Annotated in this window: 25 protein-coding genes; 7 read left to right on the top strand and 18 right to left on the bottom strand. The window is 38.9% G+C overall.

Going from position 1 to position 22241, the window contains the following annotated elements; translation table 11 throughout:
* Positions 1 to 10: 10 nt before the first annotated feature.
* Positions 11 to 1087: an MraY family glycosyltransferase gene (locus NSQ77_RS13505; protein ID WP_339226558.1), complete on the bottom strand. Its 1077-nt coding sequence runs from the start codon at positions 1085 to 1087 to the stop codon at positions 11 to 13.
* Positions 1088 to 1331: 244 nt separating this feature from the next.
* Here NSQ77_RS13505 and NSQ77_RS13500 point away from each other — a divergent pair, with 244 nt between their 5' ends.
* The 4 genes from NSQ77_RS13500 to zwf all read left to right on the top strand — a co-directional run bounded on the left by NSQ77_RS13500 (position 1332) and on the right by zwf (position 4635).
* Complete coding sequence (locus NSQ77_RS13500; protein WP_339226557.1) at positions 1332 to 1733, top strand: hypothetical protein; 402 nt, start codon at positions 1332 to 1334, stop codon at positions 1731 to 1733.
* Between the two features lie 91 nt (positions 1734 to 1824).
* Positions 1825 to 2568 carry a threonine/serine exporter family protein gene (locus NSQ77_RS13495; protein ID WP_339226556.1) on the top strand — a complete coding sequence of 248 codons (744 nt, stop codon included), beginning with the start codon at positions 1825 to 1827 and terminating at the stop codon, positions 2566 to 2568.
* A 31-nt stretch (positions 2569 to 2599) separates the two neighbouring features.
* Positions 2600 to 3040, top strand: a complete 441-nt coding sequence (locus tag NSQ77_RS13490; protein ID WP_339231011.1) for a threonine/serine exporter family protein — start codon at positions 2600 to 2602, stop codon at positions 3038 to 3040.
* 119 nt (positions 3041 to 3159) lie between these two features.
* Positions 3160 to 4635, top strand: coding sequence for a glucose-6-phosphate dehydrogenase (gene zwf, locus NSQ77_RS13485; RefSeq protein WP_339226555.1), 1476 nt, complete (start codon positions 3160 to 3162; stop codon positions 4633 to 4635).
* Between the two features lie 106 nt (positions 4636 to 4741).
* Here zwf and NSQ77_RS13480 read toward each other — a convergent pair whose 3' ends face one another.
* Positions 4742 to 5044, bottom strand: a complete 303-nt coding sequence (locus NSQ77_RS13480) for a hypothetical protein (protein ID WP_339226554.1) — start codon at positions 5042 to 5044, stop codon at positions 4742 to 4744.
* A gap of 196 nt (positions 5045 to 5240) precedes the next feature.
* Positions 5241 to 5702, bottom strand: coding sequence for a competence protein ComK (locus tag NSQ77_RS13475; protein WP_339226553.1), 462 nt, complete (start codon positions 5700 to 5702; stop codon positions 5241 to 5243).
* Positions 5703 to 5869: 167 nt separating this feature from the next.
* Between NSQ77_RS13475 and NSQ77_RS13470 the strand changes: the two genes are divergently transcribed.
* Both NSQ77_RS13470 and NSQ77_RS13465 read left to right on the top strand, forming a co-directional pair.
* Positions 5870 to 6001, top strand: coding sequence for a hypothetical protein (locus tag NSQ77_RS13470; RefSeq protein WP_339226552.1), 132 nt, complete (start codon positions 5870 to 5872; stop codon positions 5999 to 6001).
* An 80-nt stretch (positions 6002 to 6081) separates the two neighbouring features.
* A complete protein-coding gene (locus NSQ77_RS13465) occupies positions 6082 to 6264 on the top strand; it encodes a YjfB family protein (RefSeq protein ID WP_339226551.1) in 183 nt (60 codons plus the stop codon).
* A 150-nt stretch (positions 6265 to 6414) separates the two neighbouring features.
* On the opposite strand, the gene NSQ77_RS13460 is transcribed toward NSQ77_RS13465, so the two are convergent.
* Together NSQ77_RS13460 and fabZ are read right to left on the bottom strand one after the other, a co-directional pair.
* Positions 6415 to 6648 (bottom strand): hypothetical protein, encoded by a 234-nt coding sequence (locus NSQ77_RS13460; RefSeq protein WP_339226550.1) that lies wholly within the window; start codon positions 6646 to 6648, stop codon positions 6415 to 6417.
* Between the two features lie 178 nt (positions 6649 to 6826).
* Positions 6827 to 7249: a 3-hydroxyacyl-ACP dehydratase FabZ gene (gene fabZ / locus NSQ77_RS13455; protein ID WP_339226549.1), complete on the bottom strand. Its 423-nt coding sequence runs from the start codon at positions 7247 to 7249 to the stop codon at positions 6827 to 6829.
* A 139-nt stretch (positions 7250 to 7388) separates the two neighbouring features.
* On the opposite strand from fabZ, the gene NSQ77_RS13450 reads away from it, so the two are divergent.
* Positions 7389 to 7535 (top strand): lmo0937 family membrane protein, encoded by a 147-nt coding sequence (locus NSQ77_RS13450; RefSeq protein ID WP_339226548.1) that lies wholly within the window; start codon positions 7389 to 7391, stop codon positions 7533 to 7535.
* Between the two features lie 216 nt (positions 7536 to 7751).
* Here NSQ77_RS13450 and NSQ77_RS13445 read toward each other — a convergent pair whose 3' ends face one another.
* From NSQ77_RS13445 to NSQ77_RS13385, 13 genes are all read right to left on the bottom strand, one after another.
* Positions 7752 to 8105, bottom strand: a complete 354-nt coding sequence (locus NSQ77_RS13445; RefSeq protein ID WP_339226547.1) for a DNA-directed RNA polymerase subunit beta — start codon at positions 8103 to 8105, stop codon at positions 7752 to 7754.
* 245 nt (positions 8106 to 8350) lie between these two features.
* Positions 8351 to 9184 (bottom strand): flagellar hook-basal body protein, encoded by an 834-nt coding sequence (locus NSQ77_RS13440; RefSeq protein WP_339226546.1) that lies wholly within the window; start codon positions 9182 to 9184, stop codon positions 8351 to 8353.
* A gap of 19 nt (positions 9185 to 9203) precedes the next feature.
* A complete protein-coding gene (locus NSQ77_RS13435; RefSeq protein WP_339226545.1) occupies positions 9204 to 10013 on the bottom strand; it encodes a flagellar hook-basal body protein in 810 nt (269 codons plus the stop codon).
* Between the two features lie 176 nt (positions 10014 to 10189).
* A complete protein-coding gene (locus NSQ77_RS13430) occupies positions 10190 to 11191 on the bottom strand; it encodes a rod shape-determining protein (RefSeq protein WP_339226544.1) in 1002 nt (333 codons plus the stop codon).
* Positions 11192 to 11525: 334 nt separating this feature from the next.
* Positions 11526 to 11807 carry a sporulation transcriptional regulator SpoIIID gene (gene spoIIID, locus NSQ77_RS13425; protein ID WP_095307858.1) on the bottom strand — a complete coding sequence of 94 codons (282 nt, stop codon included), beginning with the start codon at positions 11805 to 11807 and terminating at the stop codon, positions 11526 to 11528.
* 458 nt (positions 11808 to 12265) lie between these two features.
* Positions 12266 to 13282, bottom strand: a complete 1017-nt coding sequence (locus NSQ77_RS13420; RefSeq protein ID WP_339226543.1) for an AimR family lysis-lysogeny pheromone receptor — start codon at positions 13280 to 13282, stop codon at positions 12266 to 12268.
* 217 nt (positions 13283 to 13499) lie between these two features.
* Positions 13500 to 14426, bottom strand: coding sequence for a M23 family metallopeptidase (locus NSQ77_RS13415; protein WP_339226542.1), 927 nt, complete (start codon positions 14424 to 14426; stop codon positions 13500 to 13502).
* 390 nt (positions 14427 to 14816) lie between these two features.
* Positions 14817 to 16016: a stage II sporulation protein D gene (gene spoIID / locus NSQ77_RS13410; protein ID WP_339226541.1), complete on the bottom strand. Its 1200-nt coding sequence runs from the start codon at positions 16014 to 16016 to the stop codon at positions 14817 to 14819.
* A 183-nt stretch (positions 16017 to 16199) separates the two neighbouring features.
* A complete protein-coding gene (locus tag NSQ77_RS13405; RefSeq protein ID WP_339226540.1) occupies positions 16200 to 17216 on the bottom strand; it encodes an oligopeptide/dipeptide ABC transporter ATP-binding protein in 1017 nt (338 codons plus the stop codon).
* On the bottom strand, positions 17213 to 18172 hold the full coding sequence (locus tag NSQ77_RS13400) for a C40 family peptidase (protein ID WP_339226539.1): 960 nt from the start codon (positions 18170 to 18172) through the stop codon (positions 17213 to 17215). The genes NSQ77_RS13405 and NSQ77_RS13400 overlap by 4 nt, the downstream gene beginning before the upstream one ends.
* A 155-nt stretch (positions 18173 to 18327) precedes the next feature.
* Positions 18328 to 19443 carry a dipeptide epimerase gene (locus NSQ77_RS13395; protein WP_339226538.1) on the bottom strand — a complete coding sequence of 372 codons (1116 nt, stop codon included), beginning with the start codon at positions 19441 to 19443 and terminating at the stop codon, positions 18328 to 18330.
* A gap of 3 nt (positions 19444 to 19446) precedes the next feature.
* Positions 19447 to 20364, bottom strand: coding sequence for an LD-carboxypeptidase (locus tag NSQ77_RS13390; protein ID WP_339226537.1), 918 nt, complete (start codon positions 20362 to 20364; stop codon positions 19447 to 19449).
* A gap of 196 nt (positions 20365 to 20560) precedes the next feature.
* Positions 20561 to 22231, bottom strand: coding sequence for a peptide ABC transporter substrate-binding protein (locus tag NSQ77_RS13385; RefSeq protein ID WP_339226536.1), 1671 nt, complete (start codon positions 22229 to 22231; stop codon positions 20561 to 20563).
* Between the last annotated feature and the right edge of the window lie 10 nt (positions 22232 to 22241).

Here is a 22241-nt window from a genome sequence, read left to right as displayed (position 1 = left end):
GCTCTTCTCTTTACTGTGAACGTTCTATTTTCCGTAATATTTTCCTTAAGAAACTAACAATCGGGCGTTTCCCACCCATAACAATTCCTGCGAGCTCAGCAAAAATATAAAGCAGTATGATAACGACGAGCGTTATGAGCAACGACAGGGTTGGACTTGCATTGGAAAATAAAATTCCCATTACCCCAAATAAGGCACTGAAAATGTAAATAATAATAACTGCCTTTCGGTGACTGTAACCAGCTTGAATAAGCTGGTAATGGAGGTGCTTGTTATCCGCAGCCATAATACTCTCTTTGTTATAAGCACGTCGGACAATTGCTACTAATGTATCAAATATTGGTACTGCCAGGATAATAACAGGAATAATGAAACTGAAAAAAGTAACATTTTTAAACAACCCTAGCATCGACAGAACCGCAATCATATACCCGAGGAAATTTGACCCGGTATCCCCCATATAAATTTTGGCTGGATAAAAATTATGATATAAAAAGCCTAAGTTTGCTCCTATTAATGCAATACTTAAAAATGCAACAATAATTTGTGTATCAATTAGTGCCATAACAAATATACTTGTCATTGCAATTGTTGTAACACCTGTCGCCAAACCGTCCAATCCATCAATCAGATTAATCGCATTTGCAATACCAATAACCCATAGGATTGTGATCGGCACACTTAATATTCCGAGATCGATAACACCAAATATCGGGATGGTAATTCGTTCGATGATCAGCCCTGAAGACACCAAAAGGAAAGCTGCAGCCAATTGCCCCGACAATTTTAAAATCGGCTTGATTGTGAATCGATCATCCAGCGCACCAGTAATCAGAATGATAATGGATCCAATTAAAATTTCAGGTAAGTGCTGGTGATATGGCTGTAAATAAAGCGTCCCTAATAGAGCACCAATAAAAATCGCCAATCCACCTAGCCTGGGCGTTTCATGGATATGTATTTTACGGCTATTTGGTTTATCCATCGCACCGATTTTAATAGCGAACTTCTTTACTGGGTATGTACACAATAAAGCTGCACTGAATGCAATGAGAAATGCAATAAATAAATCGACATAATTAAACATAGAATTCTCCTACTGTTCTTTGTTGACAGTTCTTGTAGTAGTTCTTGTAGTAGTACTTGAATTTTTTTCTTTAATCGACTTAAATTATATCGAAAGATGGTGGCAATTAGCAAATTATATCGATATTTATAGACAGTCATTAGGAATCCCGTTACTCGTAAGCTTTCCAATGACATGCATATTAAACTATGCTACGATAATGAAGTGTTTCGAAATAATCTGAATTAAAGGGAGGTGTGCTAATTTGAGTCCGTATCTATTCAGCGCGGCAGCTGTTATCGCTGTTATTGGTATTTTAGCTTGCTTCAAAATCAACTTGGATAAAATCAAAGAAAATCCCGAGCAAGTCGCTAAGGCACAAACAAATTTCTTTATGGGCGTTGCCATTAGTGAAAGTCTCCCTCTTATTATGATTATCTTTGCATTGATTCATGCAGTGCCATTACCTATCGAAAATCTTTATATTCCCGCATTCATTATTATTATCTTAATGGCATTTGCGATGTTCTTTATTTTCTTGCAGCGAAAAGTAGATGTTGAAGAAGATCGAAAACAGGCAGTGAACCAGTTTTCTATGATTGCTCTTGCACTTGCCAATGCAGTTCCAATCATTGCTTTAGTCCTAATGTTTATAAATGTTGCTTAAGCTCCTGACAAGAGGAGCTTTTTTTCTTTCATTCCCCCAGGCAAAACCTTATAATATAAACGAATCGATTGCTTTAAAGGCAGGTGGTTTTATGTTAGAACGAATTACCATTGAAAAAGTTTGCATATTAGCAGGGAAAATTATGTTAGTCAGCGGAGCCGAGACTTATCGCGTCGAGGATACTATGGATCGTATTTCCACTGCATTTGGTGTTAAAAATCCACAGAGCTATGCAACACCTACTGGTATTAGTTTTTCTTTAGATATAGCAGGAACCTCGAATTTCCTTCGTGTGACGAATCGATCTACAGATTTACATAAAATTGCAGAGGTAAATAATATTTCACGAAAAATTACAGCTGGAGAATTAGATATTAAGGAAGCATATGAGCAGCTGGAAAAAGTTGATCAAGCAAAGTTAACATTTCCTGCATGGGCACAAATCCTTGCCGCAGCACTTGTGAGTGGATGCTTTGCCATTATGTTCGGTGGTAGTTGGAATGATTTTATTCCTAGCTGTATAGCGGGAGCATTCGGCTTTGCAGGAATGCTTGGGTTTGAGCGAGTGATAGAAATTCGTTTCCTTGCTGAATTTTTCGGTGCCTTTTTAATTGGCTTATCTACCTTATTATTTATATACTTCGGATTCGGAAATGCTTTAGATAAGACCATTATCGGTGCCGTTATGCCGCTTGTGCCAGGCTTACAAATAACCAACGCAATCCGTGATTTGATGGCAGGCCATCTTGTTTCCGGTCTTTCTAAAGGAGTGGAGGCATTACTGACAGCATTTGCTATCGGAGCAGGTGTTGCACTTATTATTGTCTTTGTTTAATACGAGTATTCATTTTGGAGGTTGAAATATGATGATTATTATGCAGCAGCTTATTACAAGCTTTATAGCCTCTGCCGGCTTCGGAATATTGTTCAATGCTCCACGGAATGCGCTCGTCCAATGCGGTTTTGTCGGTATGTTTGGCTGGATTCTTTATTATGTTTTGGTTGAGGCAGGAATGGATCCTGTACCAGCTACGACTTTTGCTGCAATGCTTGTTGCCGTTTTAAGCCATACATGTGCCAAGATTTTTAAAAAGCCAATTATTATTTTCAATGTATCTGGTATTATCCCGCTTGTCCCTGGTGGAATTGCCTATAATGCGATGCGCAATTTTGTGGAAAATGATTACTATACAGGTGTTCAGCTTTCCGCCCAAGTCATGCTGCTTTCGGGGGGAATCGCAATTGGACTGATGTTTTCAGGTGTTATTAATCAATTATTAAATAAATCCCGGATGCTATTGAAATAATAACTGTAGATGGGTTTTAAAAAGTTCACAATTAAAGTATCCATTATTTGATTAATATTTTATTTCCTATAAAATAGATGATAGATGTATATATAGAGTAAAAAGCGAGGGAACGAAATATGAGTAATGATTTGCAGCCTAAAGCAGTTATCGTAATATTTGGAGCAACAGGTGATCTAGCGAAACGAAAATTGTTCCCTTCGATATATCGCCTTTATCAGAGTGGTAAAATTAGTGAGGATTTCGCTGTTGTCGGGTTAGCCCGTCGTCCCTGGACAGATGAGGTTTTACGCGAGAATGTATCGAATTCCATTAAAGAGGCAGTTTCTCCAAATGAAGATCTGGAGGAATTTGTATCTCACTTCTATTATCAATCATTCGATGTGACTGATGATTCCTCCTACAGTGGATTAAATGCCTTAATAAAAGAATTAGAAGGGTCATACCAGACAGAGGAGAACCGTATATTTTACTTGGCAATGGCGCCAGAGTTCTTTGGGACAATTGCTAATAAATTACAAGAATACGGATTAAAGGATTCTGCTGGCTGGTCACGACTTGTGATTGAGAAGCCATTTGGTATAGATTTGAAATCTGCCAAGAAATTAAATCAACAGTTGCGCGGCGCTTTCGATGAGGATCAGATATATCGGATTGACCACTATTTAGGTAAAGAAATGGTGCAAAATATTGAAGTTATCCGTTTTGCTAATGGTATCTTTGAACATTTATGGAATAATCGCTTTATTTCCAACGTTCAAGTTACTTCCAGCGAGACATTAGGTGTTGAAGAAAGAGCACGCTACTATGACACTTCTGGGGCAACAAGGGATATGGTTCAGAATCATATGCTGCAAATGGTTGCCTTATTAGCAATGGAGCCCCCGATTAAGCTAACAACGGATGAAATACGATCTGAAAAAATCAAAGTTCTTCGTGCACTTCGTCCAATTGCCCCAAAAGAAATAGACAATTTCTTCGTACGTGGACAATACGGAGTCGGAAAAATTGGCGGGGAAACAGTTCCAGCATATGTCGATGAAGCTGATGAGCTGGAAAATTCCAATACAGAGACTTTTGTAGCTGGAAAGCTGATGATCGATAATTACCGATGGGCTGGTGTACCATTTTATATTCGAACCGGCAAACGTTTAGCAGAAAAATCAACGAAAATTGTAATTGAGTTCAAAGACATCCCAATGAATTTATATTATAAAAAGGACAAAGATAGACATCCAAACCTGCTGATTATTAATATCCAGCCAAACGAAGGTATTACACTTTGTTTAAATGCGAAGAAGTCAGGGACTGGTTCACTTGCAGAGCCAATACAGCTTGCCTATAATCATGATCCAGTGCCAGGAATTAACACGCCAGAAGCTTATGAGAAGCTGCTTTATGATTGCATGATCGGTGATGCGACAAACTTTACACACTGGGATGAGGTTGCATTATCTTGGAAGTTCGTTGATACGATTATTAACGAATGGACCAATAGGACCGCCGATTTCCCTAACTACCGCTCAGGCTCCATGGGACCTGACGCTTCGGACGAACTGCTTGCAAAAGACGGCTTCCATTGGTGGTCTATTTAACAAACAGAATGGAGCGTCGAAGCTGGACGACTAATTATTTATTCACAGCCTAGCTTGTATAAGTAGAAAAACTGCTATTACAATTATTGTAATAGCAGTTTTTTATTTAAATGTACTGTCTTCCCTCAGACCTTGATGCAGAGAGAATGAGAATTAAAGCGGTAATGATATGCAGAATCATTCCAACAATTGGTATCCATCCGATAATGGATGTAATAATACCCAAAACACTTCCAAATCCAGATCCATTGTCTTTTTTTGTAAGTATCAATGTAATAATATGGAGAATCAACATAACAAAAAGAGGCATCCAAGCGTTCGAGAGGATATAAAGCCCCCCAAGAAATGGTATTCCTAAAAGTCCTTCAAATATCCCAGTAATCCATTTGAAAATACGTGATATAGACATACAGATTATCACCTCCTGGTATTTCATTTGATTTATTATGACTAGCCATTTTATCGGTACCTTATTTTCTTCGTATAACACTAAAACGAACAGGATTATTACGCATTGCTTCTTTTCTTTTCCCGCTCATTTTATATTTAAATCATCAAGCAATGTATCACCCACTGCTGCAAAAATAGACAAAAGGCAAACACTGTCAATGGTCAAACAAAATCCTCCTGTTATAATGTACAATTACTTGACTTGTTCTTTTATACTGTGTGTCAATTGTATTTTCTGATGCATTGACGTAAATTCCTGTTCCATCTAAAAATTCAATATACGTCATATCAGCTCGCTGTTCATAAAATTTAATTTGGTGAAATGCTACCCATACGCAATCCTTATTTTTAGTTGATGATGTTGGAAACATAAATACGCCTCTTGTTGGAGAAACTGGGACTGGTAATTTGGAGGTTGTGCACAGGATTTTCTGTACAGCTTCTTTTCTCCCTTTTAAATTGGAACCATACAGCAGACAGCTGTTGTCAATAATTTGCTCTGGTGTATGTATGGAGTCTTTATCTTCATTACCCTCTAATACTTTCGCTCGAAAATATGAAGATGTATGACGCATAATTGCTTTTGTGTCAGAAGAAATAATATAAAGCTTTCCCATCTTTTCACCGCCTATTTTTATACATTATGGACTAAGCCTATTTTACTAGATTTATCAAAATATTTCACGTAAACAGAACTTTTTAATCTCAAAAATAAAAAGATCTGTTTTTAAGCACAGCGGAAAGGGTAAAGTAAATTATCTAAGGGAATGAAGGAGGCAGTTTAATGTCAAAAGACAAAAAGAATCAAAATATACAACTCGATGGCCGTAATACAGAAAAGGGCTCGCAGCTGCAATCTGATAAAATGGAAAAAGCACAAGGAAATAAAAAGAAAAAGGACAAAAAGGAAAAATAAAAGATTGCCAATGGTTAAACAGTTGTCTTGCGAATATGTGATATACTTGGGGTAATACATTAAAAAAAAGAGGGATTTAAATGGATATAGCCGCCATGTCTGTGGTAATGGCCAATCAGCAAGTTCGTACCGATGCAAGTATGGCAGTAATGGATAATATTATGGATGTAGCGGAACAGCAAGGTTTGCAGCTTATGGATATGCTGCAGGATTCCACTCCCACACATCCAACGTTAGGCAACAGGATAGATGTAAAACTTTGAAGTAAACTGCAAAGCAGAACGCCTGTTATAGGAGTCGTTCTGCTTTTTTCATCGCTTAACACGGATAATTCAGCTAGTCAATTATCCATATTCATATTCGAATGATTGAATTTGACCTACTGTAAGCAGGCTAATTCACTTGCTGTGGTTTTACTTTCTGTCCTCATCATCACCTAAGTTGTCATTCGGAACTTCTTCTTCATTCGGTGCGCCATCAAGATTATCATCTTCCATCATATTATCTTGATTCTCCCCGTTTTCCTCCGTTGGCTCCATAGGTGCATTATCTTCAACAGGGTCTTGCTCATTATCAGTTCCACAAGCTGCAACTAAAGATAATGCTAGAACAGGTGCACCTAGTCTGATAAGTAATTTGCTTTTCATCATTAATTCCTCCTTTGAGATGTTCACTATCGACATTAGCTTAACCATTTTTAAGGAAGAAATACGGATTTATGCGAAATTATTGATAAAAATTCCAACTTCATGGAATTTTCATCAGCACTCAAGTTCTAGCACTGCTTGGGAACACTTTTTAAACTAAATAGATCTGATGCGGTCTTTATTTAATTGCAAACGTAATTTCTGCTTCACAAGCTACCTCACCATCAACTGTTGCGATTCCTTTACCTTTACCAACCGGGCCTTTCATTCGAAGAATCTCTACTTCTAATTTCAGCTGATCACCTGGTTTTACTTGACGTTTAAATCGGCATTTATCGACTCCTGCCAGGAAACCAATCTTCCCTTTGTTGCCTTCTATATTTAACACTGCAATAGCCCCAACCTGCGCGAGGGCTTCCACAATTAAAACACCTGGCATAACGGGATAATCTGGGAAATGCCCTTGGAAAAACGGTTCATTGATACTTACATTTTTCAGACCAACGACGCGCTTTCCTTGTTCCATCTCTGTTACTTTATCAACCAATAAAAATGGATATCTGTGTGGAATAATTTCTTTAATTTGCTCAACATCTAACATGTTATCTTTCTCCTTTATTCTTTTATCAGCTTCACTATGTATTTCATTATAGCAGTTGATATGTTTCAAACAAAGCAATAAAAGGTATTTAATCTATATGGTTGCTTAATAATTAATTTTTTTGAAAGGAGAATTCGTTATGCTTTGGACTATATTTGTCCTGCTTATCATTTTATGGTTACTTGGATTTTCATTTGATATAGCTGGCGGGCTGGTTCATATTCTGCTCGTTATTGCGTTGATCCTTTTAATCTTTAGATTAGTTACAGGCAGAAAAATCACATAAGGTTTTCTAAAAAGAAACTTCAAACAGTGGGGGGATTGTAAATTCCACAGGATAGATCGGCAAGCTTTTGCATAAAATCAGCTATAAGGGGCTGATTCTCCTACCTTTATTTTTAGAGATGGGATACTAAAGAATGTTAATGCATAATAAAAAAATAAAAGGCTATCGCCAATGTTATGCGATAGTCTTTTGTTCGTACATATAATTAAGAAGAAGTTATTCTACCTTTGTAACAATATCAATGATATGCTGCCACGTTTCTTTTTTTAGTGCATCAGTTGGAACACCGTCACCAATAATTCCATAGCCAATCATCAATCCAGCAACTAGTGCAGCAGCAGCAAGAATTAAAACAATGATAATCCGTAGCCAAATAGGAAAAATACGACGTCGCGGTCTTCTATTTTCCTTTTTTTCAGCTTTATGTTTTAGCTTTTGCTGTTTTCTGGACTGCTTATCTGAAGCTGAACTAGATTTAGGAGACTCTTTCGGTGCTTTCAGTTTCTTTGTTGCTTGTTTTTCTTCTTTCAGAGCTCTTCTAGAGTTTTTTTCAGATTGGTTTGTTGACATAATTTGCTGCTCCTTATTCCCCTGCAAATCAAAACGCTTTTTCTTAATTGAAGTGTAACACAATCGTGTACGATCACCTAATAAAGTGAAACTCTTCAATTATTCGGGATCTTTTCCCACCCCACTGATTGTTAGTTGAACAAAATCAGGTATTTACAAGCTGTCTCCCCAACTTCAAATCTCATCTTTCTCATTTTTAAAGGCGTGGTATTACAGCTTGTTAATGCGTGATAAAAGGGATAATGTTAAGATCTTAGCTGATTAACGAGCCCCATCATTTGGTCACCCATTGAAATCGTTCGGGCATTAAACTGGTAGGAACGCTGAGTCATAATCAAATCGGTCATTTGCTTTGATAAGTCCACATTTGACTGTTCAAGTGCACCGCTTTGAATCATATTCTCATTAACACCTACCTCCTCGATTATTTCATTCATTTCATATCCAAGGTTATTGAGGTCAGGAAGGCGTAACATGTTCTCACCTGCTGCTTCAAGTATGGTTGGTCGAATTGCTTGCACAACTTGCACCTGTGCTTCAACAGCATCTTGACCACCACGTGTAACAACAATTTGGCCGTTTTCACGAAGGGCAATCGAATCGAATCCATCTGAAAGAACAATCGGACCATCTTGACCAAGTACTGGGTGGCCATCACCTGTCGTTAACATGACTGCCTCATTGTTATTTACTGGACTCAGAAAAAAGGATCCGTCTCTGGTGTATAATGTTTCATTCTGACCATTTTGATCTACTTGAATTTGAAACAGATAATTTTCTCGTGTCAACGCAGCATCAAGTGCTCTCCCTGTTTCAGAAATGGAACCAAGTGTCAAATCGTTGCCCACTGAACCAATTTTTGCTCCCGAGCCAATTCGTATACCGTCTGGTGTTAGTCGTCCTTCAGCATTTTCTCGAGCGGATAAATTATTGATTTGGCTAAACAAGAGCGAAGAAAATTCAGCTTGGCGGCTTTTGTAACCTGTTGTCTGACTGTTTGCCATATTGTTGCCGATAATATCGAGCTTTTGCTGCAGCTGGTTCATTGTGACAGCTGCTTGATTCATTATGTGAGACATGATTGTACCTCCTTAGTCCCTACCCAATGCGACCAATTTCAGATACAGCTTTACCCATGCTTTCATCATAGGCTTTTAGAACACGCTGATTCGTTTCGAACATCCGGTAAGCGTTCATCATATCTGTCATCGTTTGCATGGTATCCACATTTGATTGTTCAAGATAACCCTGATGAATGGAGAATTCTGCTCCTGCCGGGACCTGTCCTGCCTCACCAGCAAAAAGATCATTTCCTTCCTTGACCATGCCGTTTACATCTGCAGTGTATGAAATACCGAGCTGAACCGCTTGTTCAGGAGTTCGCAAAATACCTTCTGACGAAACCTCAAATTCCATTCCGTTTGTTTCAATCGGGTTACCTGCATCGTCAAGCACATAATAGCCTTGATTGGTCACAAGAAAGCCTTGTCCATCAATAGTAAAATTACCATTTCTTGTATAGCGCACTACTCCAGCCTCGTTTTGTACCGTGAAAAACAAGGAGCCCGTTTCATCAGGCATTGTGCCCCCTACAAGAGCAATATCGGTAGTTATTCCAGTCTCTCTGATATCACCTTGGTTAAAATTTGGAATTGTCTCTTGTACATAAACACCTGTGTTGATGGAACCAATGGGTGTCTGAATCGGGAATTGCAACTCTCCCTGTGTCGTAGGCAGACGTTTCTGCGATCCCATTTCTTTCAGCAATAATTCAGGAAAAGCACGCAAGCTTGTCTGGTCTGCTTTATAGCCTGGTGTATTCGCATTTGCAATATTATTCGCCAATGCTTCCTGCTGTCTTTGCTGTGAAATCATTCCACTAGCTGCTGTATAAAAGCCTCGTAACATGTTTTATTCCTCCTCCACAGGGCATTGCTGTACCATTCGAGTAAATCAAATCATGAAGAGGTCGTTCAAAAGCCCCGAAAAAATGGCGCACCAAATTTCCGGTTCTTTAATTACCTTTTTTGAACTTGCACTTTAAGATATGTACTCAGGAATATAATCTTTTTAATTCATTCACATTAGCCAATTTTGCTGCGTTCTATTTTATCAATATTCTCGAGCATAATCCCTGTTCCTTTTGCAACACAATCCATCGGATCCTCTGCAATAAATACAGGAACCTTCAATTCCTCTGCTAAAAGCTCATCGATACCATGTAATAATGCACCGCCACCAGTTAAAATAACTCCACGATCAATAATATCTGCAGATAATTCCGGCGGCGTACGCTCCAGCACCGATTTTGCTGCCTGTACAATAAGAGATACAGATTCGCTCAGTGCTGCTTGAATTTCTTCAGAACCGACAGTAATCGTGCGCGGTAATCCAGTTACCATATCACGGCCGCGGATATCCATTTCTTCACTGCGTGATCCTTTAGAGACAGTAGCAACATTAATTTTGATATCCTCTGCTGTACGTTCACCAATTAAAAGTTTATATTTCTTCTTAATGTACTGCAGTATATCAACATCAAACTTATCGCCGGCCATTTTGATAGATTCTGATGTTACAATTCCTCCCATGGAAAGAACCGCTACATCTGTCGTTCCTCCACCAATGTCTACGACCATATTACCACTAGGTTGGAAGATTTCCATTCCAGCACCGATTGCTGCAACTTTCGGCTCTTCTTCCAAATAAACTTTCTTTCCGCCGGATTTCTCAGCCGCTTCCTTAATCGCCTTTTGCTCTACTTTTGTGATATTCGTTGGGCAGCAAATAAGCATTCTTGGCTTCGATAATAACCCTTTTACATTAATTTTATTTATAAAATGCTTTAACATAGCTTCTGTTACATCAAAGTCAGCAATAACTCCATCTTTCAATGGACGAGTGGCTTCAATATTTCCTGGCGTACGTCCAACCATACGACGTGCTTCTTCCCCTACTTCTAATACTTTTCCAGTATTTCGGTCCATTGCTACAACAGATGGCTCATTTAACACAATTCCTTTTCCTTTTACATGAATCAAAACATTGGCAGTTCCAAGGTCGATTCCAATATCTCTAGAAAACATGAAACTAGATCCTCCTAGCGTTACTATCTTGCATGGTCATTTTGACACAATGCTACTATTATAATAGTTTACCACAAATTTCAACAATTAACTGCTGTTTGTGAAACTTTTTTATGTATAAAATTAAGAGCGTTTGTCGACGCAGACTGATAAGGCTCTAAATGCTTGAATTGATTGATTTTATAACTATTTGAAGAGTCATCAGCAGGGTAATTTGTGAGCAAATAATAGAAGATCCCGGATGTATTATCCGGGCATATGTTAGTTAAAACGATTTTATTCAGTTCCTTTAATCCTTTATGTTACATAATATAATGCAAATTCTCCATTATGCCTAACCAGCTGGTTTTTCCTCTGGCACTTTTTTTCCATCAATTTTATATTTTTGCCTTGTCGCCTCCCCCCCACGAAGATGCCGAATTGCTTTATGATATTCAAGAATTTCCTTTACTTGATTTGCGAGCTCTGGGTTAATCTCCGGCAATCGTTCTGTTAAGTCTTTATGAACTGTGCTTTTAGAAACACCAAATTCCTTTGCAATCGTTCGGACTGTTTTTCTTGTCTCCACGACATGCCTTCCTATCCTGATTGTTCTCTCTTTGATGTAATCATGCACACCGTTCGCCTCCCTAAGTTGGATTACTTCCGAGGTGTGGGCAGAGACATGGCGTTACAACGAGATATCAATATCAATATCAATAAAATGATGATACTAAGTAGAATATGGAGTATGTACAACTAATTTTATGAATAATGGACAATAGTTATGGGATATATTCTTCATGAGGAGTGTGTAGTAAAAGGAAGTTTTCTGAATCACACAAGCTCTCACCTCAGACAATTCGTTTGCATGGTTTGTATCATCATATTAGCTTCTTTCCAGCTTTATGATTAAAATTGTCTGGATAAATGAAAGGGACAAGATGTATTTTTATAAAACACTTACTGTGATGCTTTAAAGTACAGAAAAGTATATGCAGTCCGCCAAAGTTCGAGACCAGCATTCCCTGCACCTTGTCAGCACCTAAAAGTAAAAAGATACCTTACTCAAAAGAACAAGGTATCACATGCCAACTATAATTTCCTCATCGCATCTAACGGTAGCTTGCTGAAAAAATAATCACTGCGTTTTCCGATAAAATGATTATAAGATTTCCTCAGTAACCCTTTATCCTGCTTTGCCTTTCCTAAATAATAAAGCTGAAACGGCGTTTTGCTTGGTATTTCACTTAAAATATCTATTGCCTTTTCATTATTGCCTTTTGCTAATTCAATATGGGCTTGTTCTCCTTTATCTGCTGTATAGATATCTTCAACCATTTTATAATGTGCAGAAAGAAAAGGAATATTGTAATTTTCGAGTATATTGATCATGTAAAGCAAATTATGGTCTTCCGAAATTTTTAATGCCTTATCTAAATGATAAATGCCACTTTCATACGTATCATGCGTATAAGATAACCCTAAATACGTATGTACATGTGCATGAAGCTGTGGGCTATCAATCATATTTAATGCACGATATGCGTATTTTCTAGCCATGATTAATTCATTTCGCATAATATGGTAAACAACTTTTATTTTGTACAATCTCACTTTAAAAAAGACAACAAGAAGCCTTTCCTCAATTTCTGAAAAATATTGTTGATGTGTAACCATTAAATTCCCAATTCTATCAAATTGATTAAGATGCTGGTATGCCTTTTCTTGAATCAATTCAATTAGAAATAATAACTCTGGTTCGTTGGTAGAATAGCGGCTCCTGAAGTATGACAATTGTGCCAGAGTTTCTGTCGGACTAGTCTTAAAGCAACGCTGCGCCACCATAATGCGATAAATTTCTCCCCAAAGTCGATTGGATGGGTTGTCCGACTCCAGGTTTTTTTGAATTAATAATTCAAGCTCCCGCATAAATCCGTACATGTACAAATATTCCATGCCTCTTTTTTGGATATTCTGTGATTTAGAATGCAAACAAATATTCTTCATCGATTCCTTTGCTGAAGCTGCATCCTTTTCCAAATTTAATATATTCATCATTTCTGTTATTGTAAGCTCCGATAATGGAGTCATAAACTTTGCAATAAACAACCTTATTCCTCCTTTTCCTGCAACAGGAAAACCTTTATTCGTTTTTTGCCCAAAAAAAATTTATTTCTAAAAACAATAATATTTTATCACAATTTATTGTATTGAAAATATAATATCGTTCGACAATTTGCGCATTAATACGCTTCTTTTCCATAATTTGTTTTCATCGATAAAGAAAAAAATACTCCAGAAATGGCTTTTCCGGAGTATTTTCGTTTTATTCATTTTCAGTTTCTAATTGTTCATCTGTGTCTTGTTCAGAGTCCCCTGCTTCATCACTTGGAGCATCTTCCGGCTTCTCTTCCAATACATCATCCGTATCTGATGACTCATCTGCTGGTTCTTCACTTTCTGCGGAATCTTCACTTTCTGTTGAATCTTCACTTTCCGCGGAATCTCCATTTGCTGCGGAATCTTCATTCACTTCAGAGTCTTCCTTAGCTTCCTCTGTAATACTTTCGAGACTGCTTACAGGCTGATTGAAAAAGCTTTCTGGGTTCACTTCTTTTCCATCTTTTCTGATTTCAAAGTGGACATGCGTTCCGCTATCCTTGCCAAAAATACTTTTTCCTGCAGTACCAAGTTTTTCACCCTGTTTTATTTCTGCCCCAGCAGAAACACTAACCTCTTCTAAACTGGCATAGTAAGTCTTTACATCCTCACCATGTAATAGAATCACAACGTTTCCTAAAAGCGGATCTTCCTTCACTTCCTCAACAGTACCTGTTAAAGCTGCTACAACATCGAATGTTTCTGCATCAGCTGACGCGATATCCACTCCCGTACTTTGATAGAATCTGTTGTTGTAGAGCACTAGTGCATTCTCTCGATCTTCTTGTTCTGCGTTGTAGTCAAAAAATTTAGTTACGATTTCTGCTTGATCTGAGTTCTCTACTGGCATTTGAATCAGTTCCTGCTGCTCAATAACCGGCTCTGCACCCTCCTCATTTGGGATTGGGCTGTACTCATCTGTCAGATTCTCGGTTTCTGTCGTATCTGAGACTTGATTATCTAGATTTTGATACCACACAACCGCTGACAATAATACTGCTGCAATTGTCAAGTATAGAGCTGGGAAAAACCACTTCTTGCGATAAATGCGACTCCATTTATTTTTTGGACCGCCTTTAAATTCTTCACTCATAATTTATCACCTCAGCAACCATTGTGAGCAGAAAAATGAGAATATATACATTGCTGCTGAAAAAATTTGTTGACTTTGTGGATTTTTTTGCAAAATTGGGGGAAGGTAAGAGATTACTTGCCATGTTTACCTTCACAGCAAGTAATAGTTTAGTTTAATATTTCTTAGCTTTTTACTGCTTTATCTTGCAGATGGAGGATAAGTACTCCCAACTGACTACCTTTTAATTTTGGTTGACTCTTCTTATTCTTGGATTCAAACCGACCGGGATAGCCGTGATCTCGGTTGGTTCTGCTTACTTTTGGATTCATATCGACGGTGACACCCATGGTCTCGGGTGGTTCTGCTTATAATAGTTTGTATTTTTTCTACAATAAATAAACCCCCCGTCTATTTCGAGACGAGGGTCGGTGCTGTTTCATTTATTGTACTAATATCAACATCCTGATAATAATGTTTGACGATTTCTTCGTAGGTTTTGCCTTCTCTCGCCATTCCATCGGCACCATACTGGCTCATTCCAACGCCATGACCGAAGCCTTCTGTTGTAAAGATAAGATGCCCATTATTTTGCGTTACCGTAAAGTCGCTTGATTTAAGCTCAAGTCCTTCTCTAACTTCCCTGCCTGTAAAGTTATTATCTTCAATCGCGATGTTACTGACCCGCCCGCTTTTCGTTCGCTCCATTTCGATATATAAAGGTGCGTCCTTGGGCAAGTCAATTGCAAGTGCCTCTTCCACTTGTGCGATCGTAAATGTTTCACGGCCAAGGAACTTCGGTGAATCCACATCCCATGGACTCTCCACGCTTCTTAAATAGGAGACTTCATTATCCCAATATTCCTCAGAGTTTTCTGTATACCCATTGCTCGTAGAAAAAAAGGCTGCATTGATTGGTGCATCATTATAAGTTAAAATCTGACCCTCTGTTTCCTGAACTGCTTGCTTAATTTTATTCATGTTATCAGAGAATTCTTTACCCCATAATTCTTTCAGCTCTTGCTCATTTTTAAAAACCTGATGATTCACCGTATCGGTTACGTCATAGTTTCCTTCTGCATCACCATGCAATAGATGGTTAACTGTAAATGTTCGGGCAGCTAGAGCCTGTGCTTTTAATGCCTCTAACTCAAATGTGGCTGGCATCTCTGAAGCAACTACTCCTGCTACATATTCTTCCAATGGTATGTCCTCCACTGTATCTTTCGCTTGTCGCATCACTGCTATAGAAATTGGTGATTGATCTAACTCCACGGTAGCTTCTGCTTCCTTTTCCTGTGTCACAATAGATTCCTGCTTCCCTTCACCAAACATCGCTACAATAACCGCAGGGATGACGAGGATGAATAACAGCAGTCCAGCTAATACAATCGCAGTAGGGATCTTCCATGTCGATTGGTTCCGATTATCGAAGTACCGTGTTTTTCGATTTTTTAATGGAATAATTTTTTTGAGTGGCGCTTGTTGTGTTTTTGTATATTCCAATTTCTGCTGCTGTTTTTTTATTATTTGCTTTTTCAAGGATGCTTTCTTTTTTTTTAAGGATTTTGGAACAGAATTGGAATAATATGTGTGCTTTCTTTTGTTCACAGCTCTCCCCCTTTGCAATTATTAAAGTAGAGTTCTATTCTAGTTGCTCTACTAGTGCTTGTTCAAAAAAGGGAATAAAAATAAATCATCTTTTTTCTGAACAGCCTCTACTAATAAATCTATACATCACGATTCTAAAATAGACCTTTAATTTTATAATGCTGGAGAAAGCAAATGAATGGTTTAGTGTACAGGTAATGTTTCGGATTTATTTTTTATGGATTTTTTATTGCCGATTGTTTCATCATACAAATGACAGGCTACGTAATGCTCTTGTTCTACCTCCTGCCACATGGGCTTTACTTGTGAACATACTTCCATTGCCATTGGACAGCGTGTTCTGAAGACACACCCACTTGGGGGATTCGTCGGACTTGGTAATTCTCCTTTTAAAATGATTCGTTCTCGCTTTTCTTCAATATCAGGGTCTGGAATTGGAATGGCAGACAGCAATGCCTGTGTGTACGGATGGAGCGGTTTTTCATAGAGCTGATTGCTTTCTGTCAGCTCTACCATATTTCCTAAATACATAACTCCAATGCGATCTGAAAACTGCTTTACCATCGACAGGTCATGAGCAATAAATAAAAAGGTGAGACCCTTTTCCTGCTGCAGCTCCTTTAATAAATTAACTACTTGTGCTTGGACAGATACATCCAATGCGGAAATTGGTTCGTCTGCAATAATAAAATCCGGATTGAGTGCCAAGGCGCGTGCAATTCCAATTCGTTGACGCTGCCCGCCACTGAACTCATGTGGATAGCGATTAGCATGATCACGATTTAAGCCTACTTCTTCTAAAAGCTGATACACTCGTTCTAATTGTGCCTTCTTGTTTTTATATAAACCATGAACCTCCATTGGCTCTGAAATCACTTCTCTTACCGTTGATCTTGGATTTAAAGATGCATAGGGATCCTGAAAAATCATCTGCATTCTCCGGTAAAATTGAAATCGCTCTTTTTCAGACAAAGTATGAACATTCTCATTGTCAAAAATAACATCTCCAGCGGTTTTACTATACAGACCGAGAATTGTCCGTCCAATCGTTGATTTTCCGCAGCCTGATTCCCCAACTAGGCCAAAGGTTTCTCCTTTATTTACATGAAAGCTCACATCATTTACAGCTTGCAGCATTGTTCCTTTACCCATATCAAAATACTTTTTGAGGTTTTTTACTTCTAGTATTTTTTCTTTCATGCTGGTTGCTCCCCTTCATTGTGCCAGTAACGTCTTGCCGCACATAATTCTTTTTCGTATTTTGTTCCCGCTAGCGTTATAATTTCAATTCCTTTGCCAGTTTGCGGTGAGTGCAGCATTCTGCCATGTCCATAATAAATCCCGACATGATGCAGGCTTCCCTTTCCTTCTTCATAAGCGAAAAACAGTAAATCTCCAGGCTGCAATTGATTAAATTTAACCGGCTCACCTCCATTTGCCTGATCTCCAGCATCACGTGCTATTTGGTAACCATTCGCTTTATGGGCAGCATATGCCAGACCAGAGCAATCATAGCCGAACGAACTCATGCCTCCCCAAAAGTAATCTAGGGTTTGGAACGGTTCAACTGCCTTCACAATTTCATTACCATTCCCTTTAGTGATTCCTTTTTCTGTCGGAAAGATATGTAGTGCTTCTGTTGGCAATACAAAAATGCCGTGTGGCGTTATCACTTGTGTTCGGAGGCTATCTGATGATTTAACAGGCAGCATTGTCATATAGCTAAGCTTCATTACTTTTTCTCCAGTCTCTGACTCCAGCCAAGCTTTATCCAGCTTAACAGCTGCCAATTGATCTGTTTGCCAGTCTTTTTTTGCTACTTTTTTCAGTTGCTTCAGCGGAATCCAGCCAGGATAGCCACGTTCATCTTTATGGGACGGCTGTGAGGGAATTACCACATGGGCCCAATCATCTTTAACAGCTGTAATTTCTACAGGATCCCCGTATAAAACTTGCGTTTGCACACGGTTTTCATTACAAAGCGCAAGACTCTCCTCGTAGGACAAATGATTGATCCAATCGTCGATATCTGTTGGATTTGATATCCCCGCTGCATCGATATCCCTTGCTGATTGCGGTTCTGTCCAGACAGTTGCTACTTGAACCGCAGTGACCCACATTGGATCAGGTAGTTGTTCAAACGTTTGATTAATCATTGGTAAACCCCTTTCTTATAGAGAAATGTGCTTATGGAAATGTTTTAGTAAATGCTTTACTCACTTTAGTGAATCTCTTTTCCTGTATTTATGACTGCTAACGTCCAAATCTTGATTATCTGTCTTGCATTATCCGCTGACGACTTCACTTAAGATTAAGCCTTTTCTGCAACATATAGTTCATTAATCGTTTGTATCCCGAGACCTGCTGCATTTCCTAGCTGGATTTGATTATTTTTATAGCTGATTCCTCCATTTGCAATGTCTCCTATCAACATTAATGGAGCATCTAAGTCATAGTGAGCTATATTCGGATGGCTTGCAGCAAAATGTGCTGCAGCAGTAATGCCTATTTTTGTTTCAATCATGCTGCCGACCATGCATTTTACCCCAAAAGCTTCAGCGAGTGTAGCAATTTTAATAGCTTGATGGATTCCACCGGTTTTCATTAGTTTAATATTAATTAAATCTGCCGCTCCCATGTCAAGGACACGCTTTGCATCATAAACAGAGAATACACTTTCATCTGCCATAATTGGTGTTTCCGTATTTTCTGTCACATATTTTAACCCTTCTAAATCATGTGCGATAACTGGCTGTTCAATTAACTCAATTCCTAAATCTAGTTCCTCCATAAGCCTGATTGCTCGAACAGCTTCTTTTGCTTGCCACCCTTGATTTGCATCTAAGCGAATTGGAACATCAGTACCAATCACATTTCGGATTGCTTGAATCCGCTTGATATCTGTTGCAATCTCGTCTTTTCCTACCTTGACTTTTAAAATGGAAAACCCATTTTCAATATACTTTTTGGCATCCTGAGCCATTTCTTCTGGTGTGTTTACACTAACAGTATAGTCTGTTTCAATCGATTCCTGGACGCCTCCAATAAATTGATAGAGTGGGAGATTTGCTTGTTTTGCAATACAGTCATAAAGCGCCATATCGACTGCAGCCTTTGCACTCGTATTACGTACCACACTGCTTTCTATCTTTTGAAAAAGCTTTTCTCGCATTTGAAGCGATTCACCAATGAGCAGCGGCTTAAAAATAGAATGTATGACATAATCAATACTTGCCAGACTTTCGCCAGTAATTACATGTGTTGGCGGTGCCTCTCCCCAGCCAGCTGTCCCATCTGCGCAAGTTATTTTTACAATAATCGTTTCTGCAACTGTTACAGTTCGTAATGCTGTTTTAAAAGGTGTATGTAATGGAATTGCTCCTCGATATGTTTCGATTGATTTTATTTTCGTTTCGTTTTTCTCCACGGCTTATTTCACCCCTGGTTCAATTAGTAAACGCTTTTCTACTGTTGAAAGTTTGGCCCGCACACCTAATGGCAAGGAAAAATGAGGTAAACAATGGCCAATCCTAAACCCACTCATAACAGGGCCTGAAAAATCTGCAAAATAATCCGTAAATACTTCCTCAAGTGTTCGTGACGGATTAACCGTCGGAGCTGCCTCTGCAAAATCACCAAGTACTATACCATTCGCATTCTGAAACTTGCCAGCAAGCCTTAATTGATTCAGCATCCCATCAATACGATAGGCTTCTTCACCTATATCCTCTAATAGCAGGAGCTTACCTGCTGTCTCTATTTCGTACGGTGTACCAAGTGTACTTACAAGTAAAGAAAGGTTTCCCCCAACCAGTTGCCCGACCGCTTCTCCATCAGCATAAATCTTTAATGGCGAAATTACTTCGGAATAGTCTAATTGCGTTGGGGAAAATAATTGCTTAAACAGTTGTGCTGAAAATTGATCAAAATCGCTCTTTCCAATATCTGATGCAAGCATAGGACCATGAAAAGTGATAAGCCCTGTTTGTTGTCCGATGGCTGTATGTAAATAAGTAATATCGCTATATCCCCAGATAATTTTTGGGTTTTTCCGAATCAATTCATAATCGACCCTATCAACGATCCTCCCAGTCCCATAGCCCCCACGTGCAAACACAATTGCCTTTACTTCCGGATCTGCAATCATGGCATGGAAATCACTTAATCGCTCTTCATCCGTTCCAGCTAAAAATCCCAGAGTTTGCTTAACATTTTGTCCTAGCTTCACATGAAGACCCATCTCCTTAAAAAAGACAAGTGCACTCTGTAAGCTTTCTTGTTCTGGCGGTCCAGCAGGTGCAGTAACACCAATAGTATCACCCTTTTGAAGCCGCATTGGATGAATCATTTAATCCCATCCTTTCATATGTATACCTATTATCTAACATGAACCATGCTGCATGTTTTCTATATAAATAGGAGAGACTCACATACAATGTAAGTGAGCCACCCCTTTTTATCTCACGTCAGCTCCAGCTTTAAATTCACAACGATACTTCCCTCACCCTCGTACGTTGCTAATCGGGCGCTTCTGCTTTTGCTCTTTAGTTTTTATCTGCGTACTTCAAATCAAAATATCCTACCGGATGACGAAGGATTCCTTCTACACCGTCAACCTGTAATACAACCGTATTATAATAGCGAAGCGGCACGGCAATCATTTCCTCAGCAAGCATTTTTTCTGCTTCATATAAATATTCATAACGTTTTTCTTCATCCGTTTCTGACTTCCCATTGGCAATCAATTCATCATATTCATCATTAGACCAGCCTGTTCGGTTCATATAGGAGTCTGTAATAAAGCTTTCAAGGAAGTTCACCGGGTCACTGTAATCATTGATAAAGGAGCTACGTGAAAATTGCAGCTCTAGATTTTGCTGTGCCTCGGCAAACACGTTCCATTCCTGGTTTTCTAAGGTTACATCAATGCCAAGATTATCGCTAAGCATACCTTGGACGGTTTCTGCTACTGCTTTATTCAAGTCACTTGTGTTATACGATAATACAATTGGCGGAAGCTTTTCATAGCCCTCTTCTGCCATACCTTCCTCTAATAGCTGTGTTGCCAATTCTGCATCAAAAGTTACTAAATCGCCATTTCCATCCCGGAAATCGCCACCGGAAGGCGTAGTAAACCCTGGAGAAACAAATCCATGTGCAGGCTCAACACCATTTTTCACAACATAATCCGCAATATCCTGCCTATTGATTGCATATGCAATTGCTTGCCTGATTTTTTTATTTTGGAATGGTTCTTCCGTAACATTGAAACGGAAAAACTCTAAACCACCATAGTCTCCGATATAGATATTGTCCCCATCAATTAACTGATCGGATAACTCTGCGGGAATGGGAACATTCTCTCCAGCTGTATCCAAATCACCTGTTTCAAACATTTGGTACTGGGTATTCTCATCATTTACCATCGCAAAATGAACCTTATCTAATTTCACTGCATCTGTATCCCAATACTCTGGGTTTTTAACGAAAACCATTTCTGTATCATGTGTCCATGATTCCAGCTTAAACGGTCCATTCGCCACAAATGTATCTGCTTCTGCATGCCAGCTTGGATTTTCTTCAGCAACTTTGTGATTGATTGGGAAAAATGCTGGATTTGTTAATAGGTCAAGGAAAAATCCCGTTGGGGCTTCGAGTACAACTTCTAATGTCTTGTCATCGATTGCAGTGACGGCAACATCGTCTGCACTCCCTTCCCCAGTGTTAAACGCTTCTCCACCTTTAATAAAGTAACCAAGAAATGCTGCAGATGATGCAGTTTCCGGATTGAGCATATACTTCCACGCATATACGAAGTCCTCCGCTACAACTGGATCACCATTTGACCAGTTTGCGTCCTCTCTCAGATGGAATGTATACGTCAGCCCATCCTCGGAGATATCCCATGATTCTGCAATTCCCTCTGCTGCAACTGAATCCTCATTTAACCTTGTTAATCCTTCCATGAGATTGTTCAACGGATTATAGGAAACAGCGTCAAAACCAATAGATGGATCTAATGATGTCGGCTCTACACCATTGTTCAAGCGAAGTACTTTCTCACCTGGCTCCTCCTCGACCGCTTCAGCATCATTTGTTTCTGTTTCTCCTGTGTCACTTTCCTCCGGATCTTGTCCTGCATCTTCATTTGCTGTACATGCTGCCAGGACGACAACTGTTGTCAGTGCGAATAAAAATAAAAGCAACTTCTTCATTTTTTCTCCC

Origin of the sequence: Oceanobacillus sp. FSL K6-2867, from assembly GCF_037963145.1 — a bacterium.
Classification (GTDB): domain Bacteria; phylum Bacillota; class Bacilli; order Bacillales; family Amphibacillaceae; genus Oceanobacillus.
This window is presented reverse-complemented; position numbering and strand designations above follow the sequence as displayed.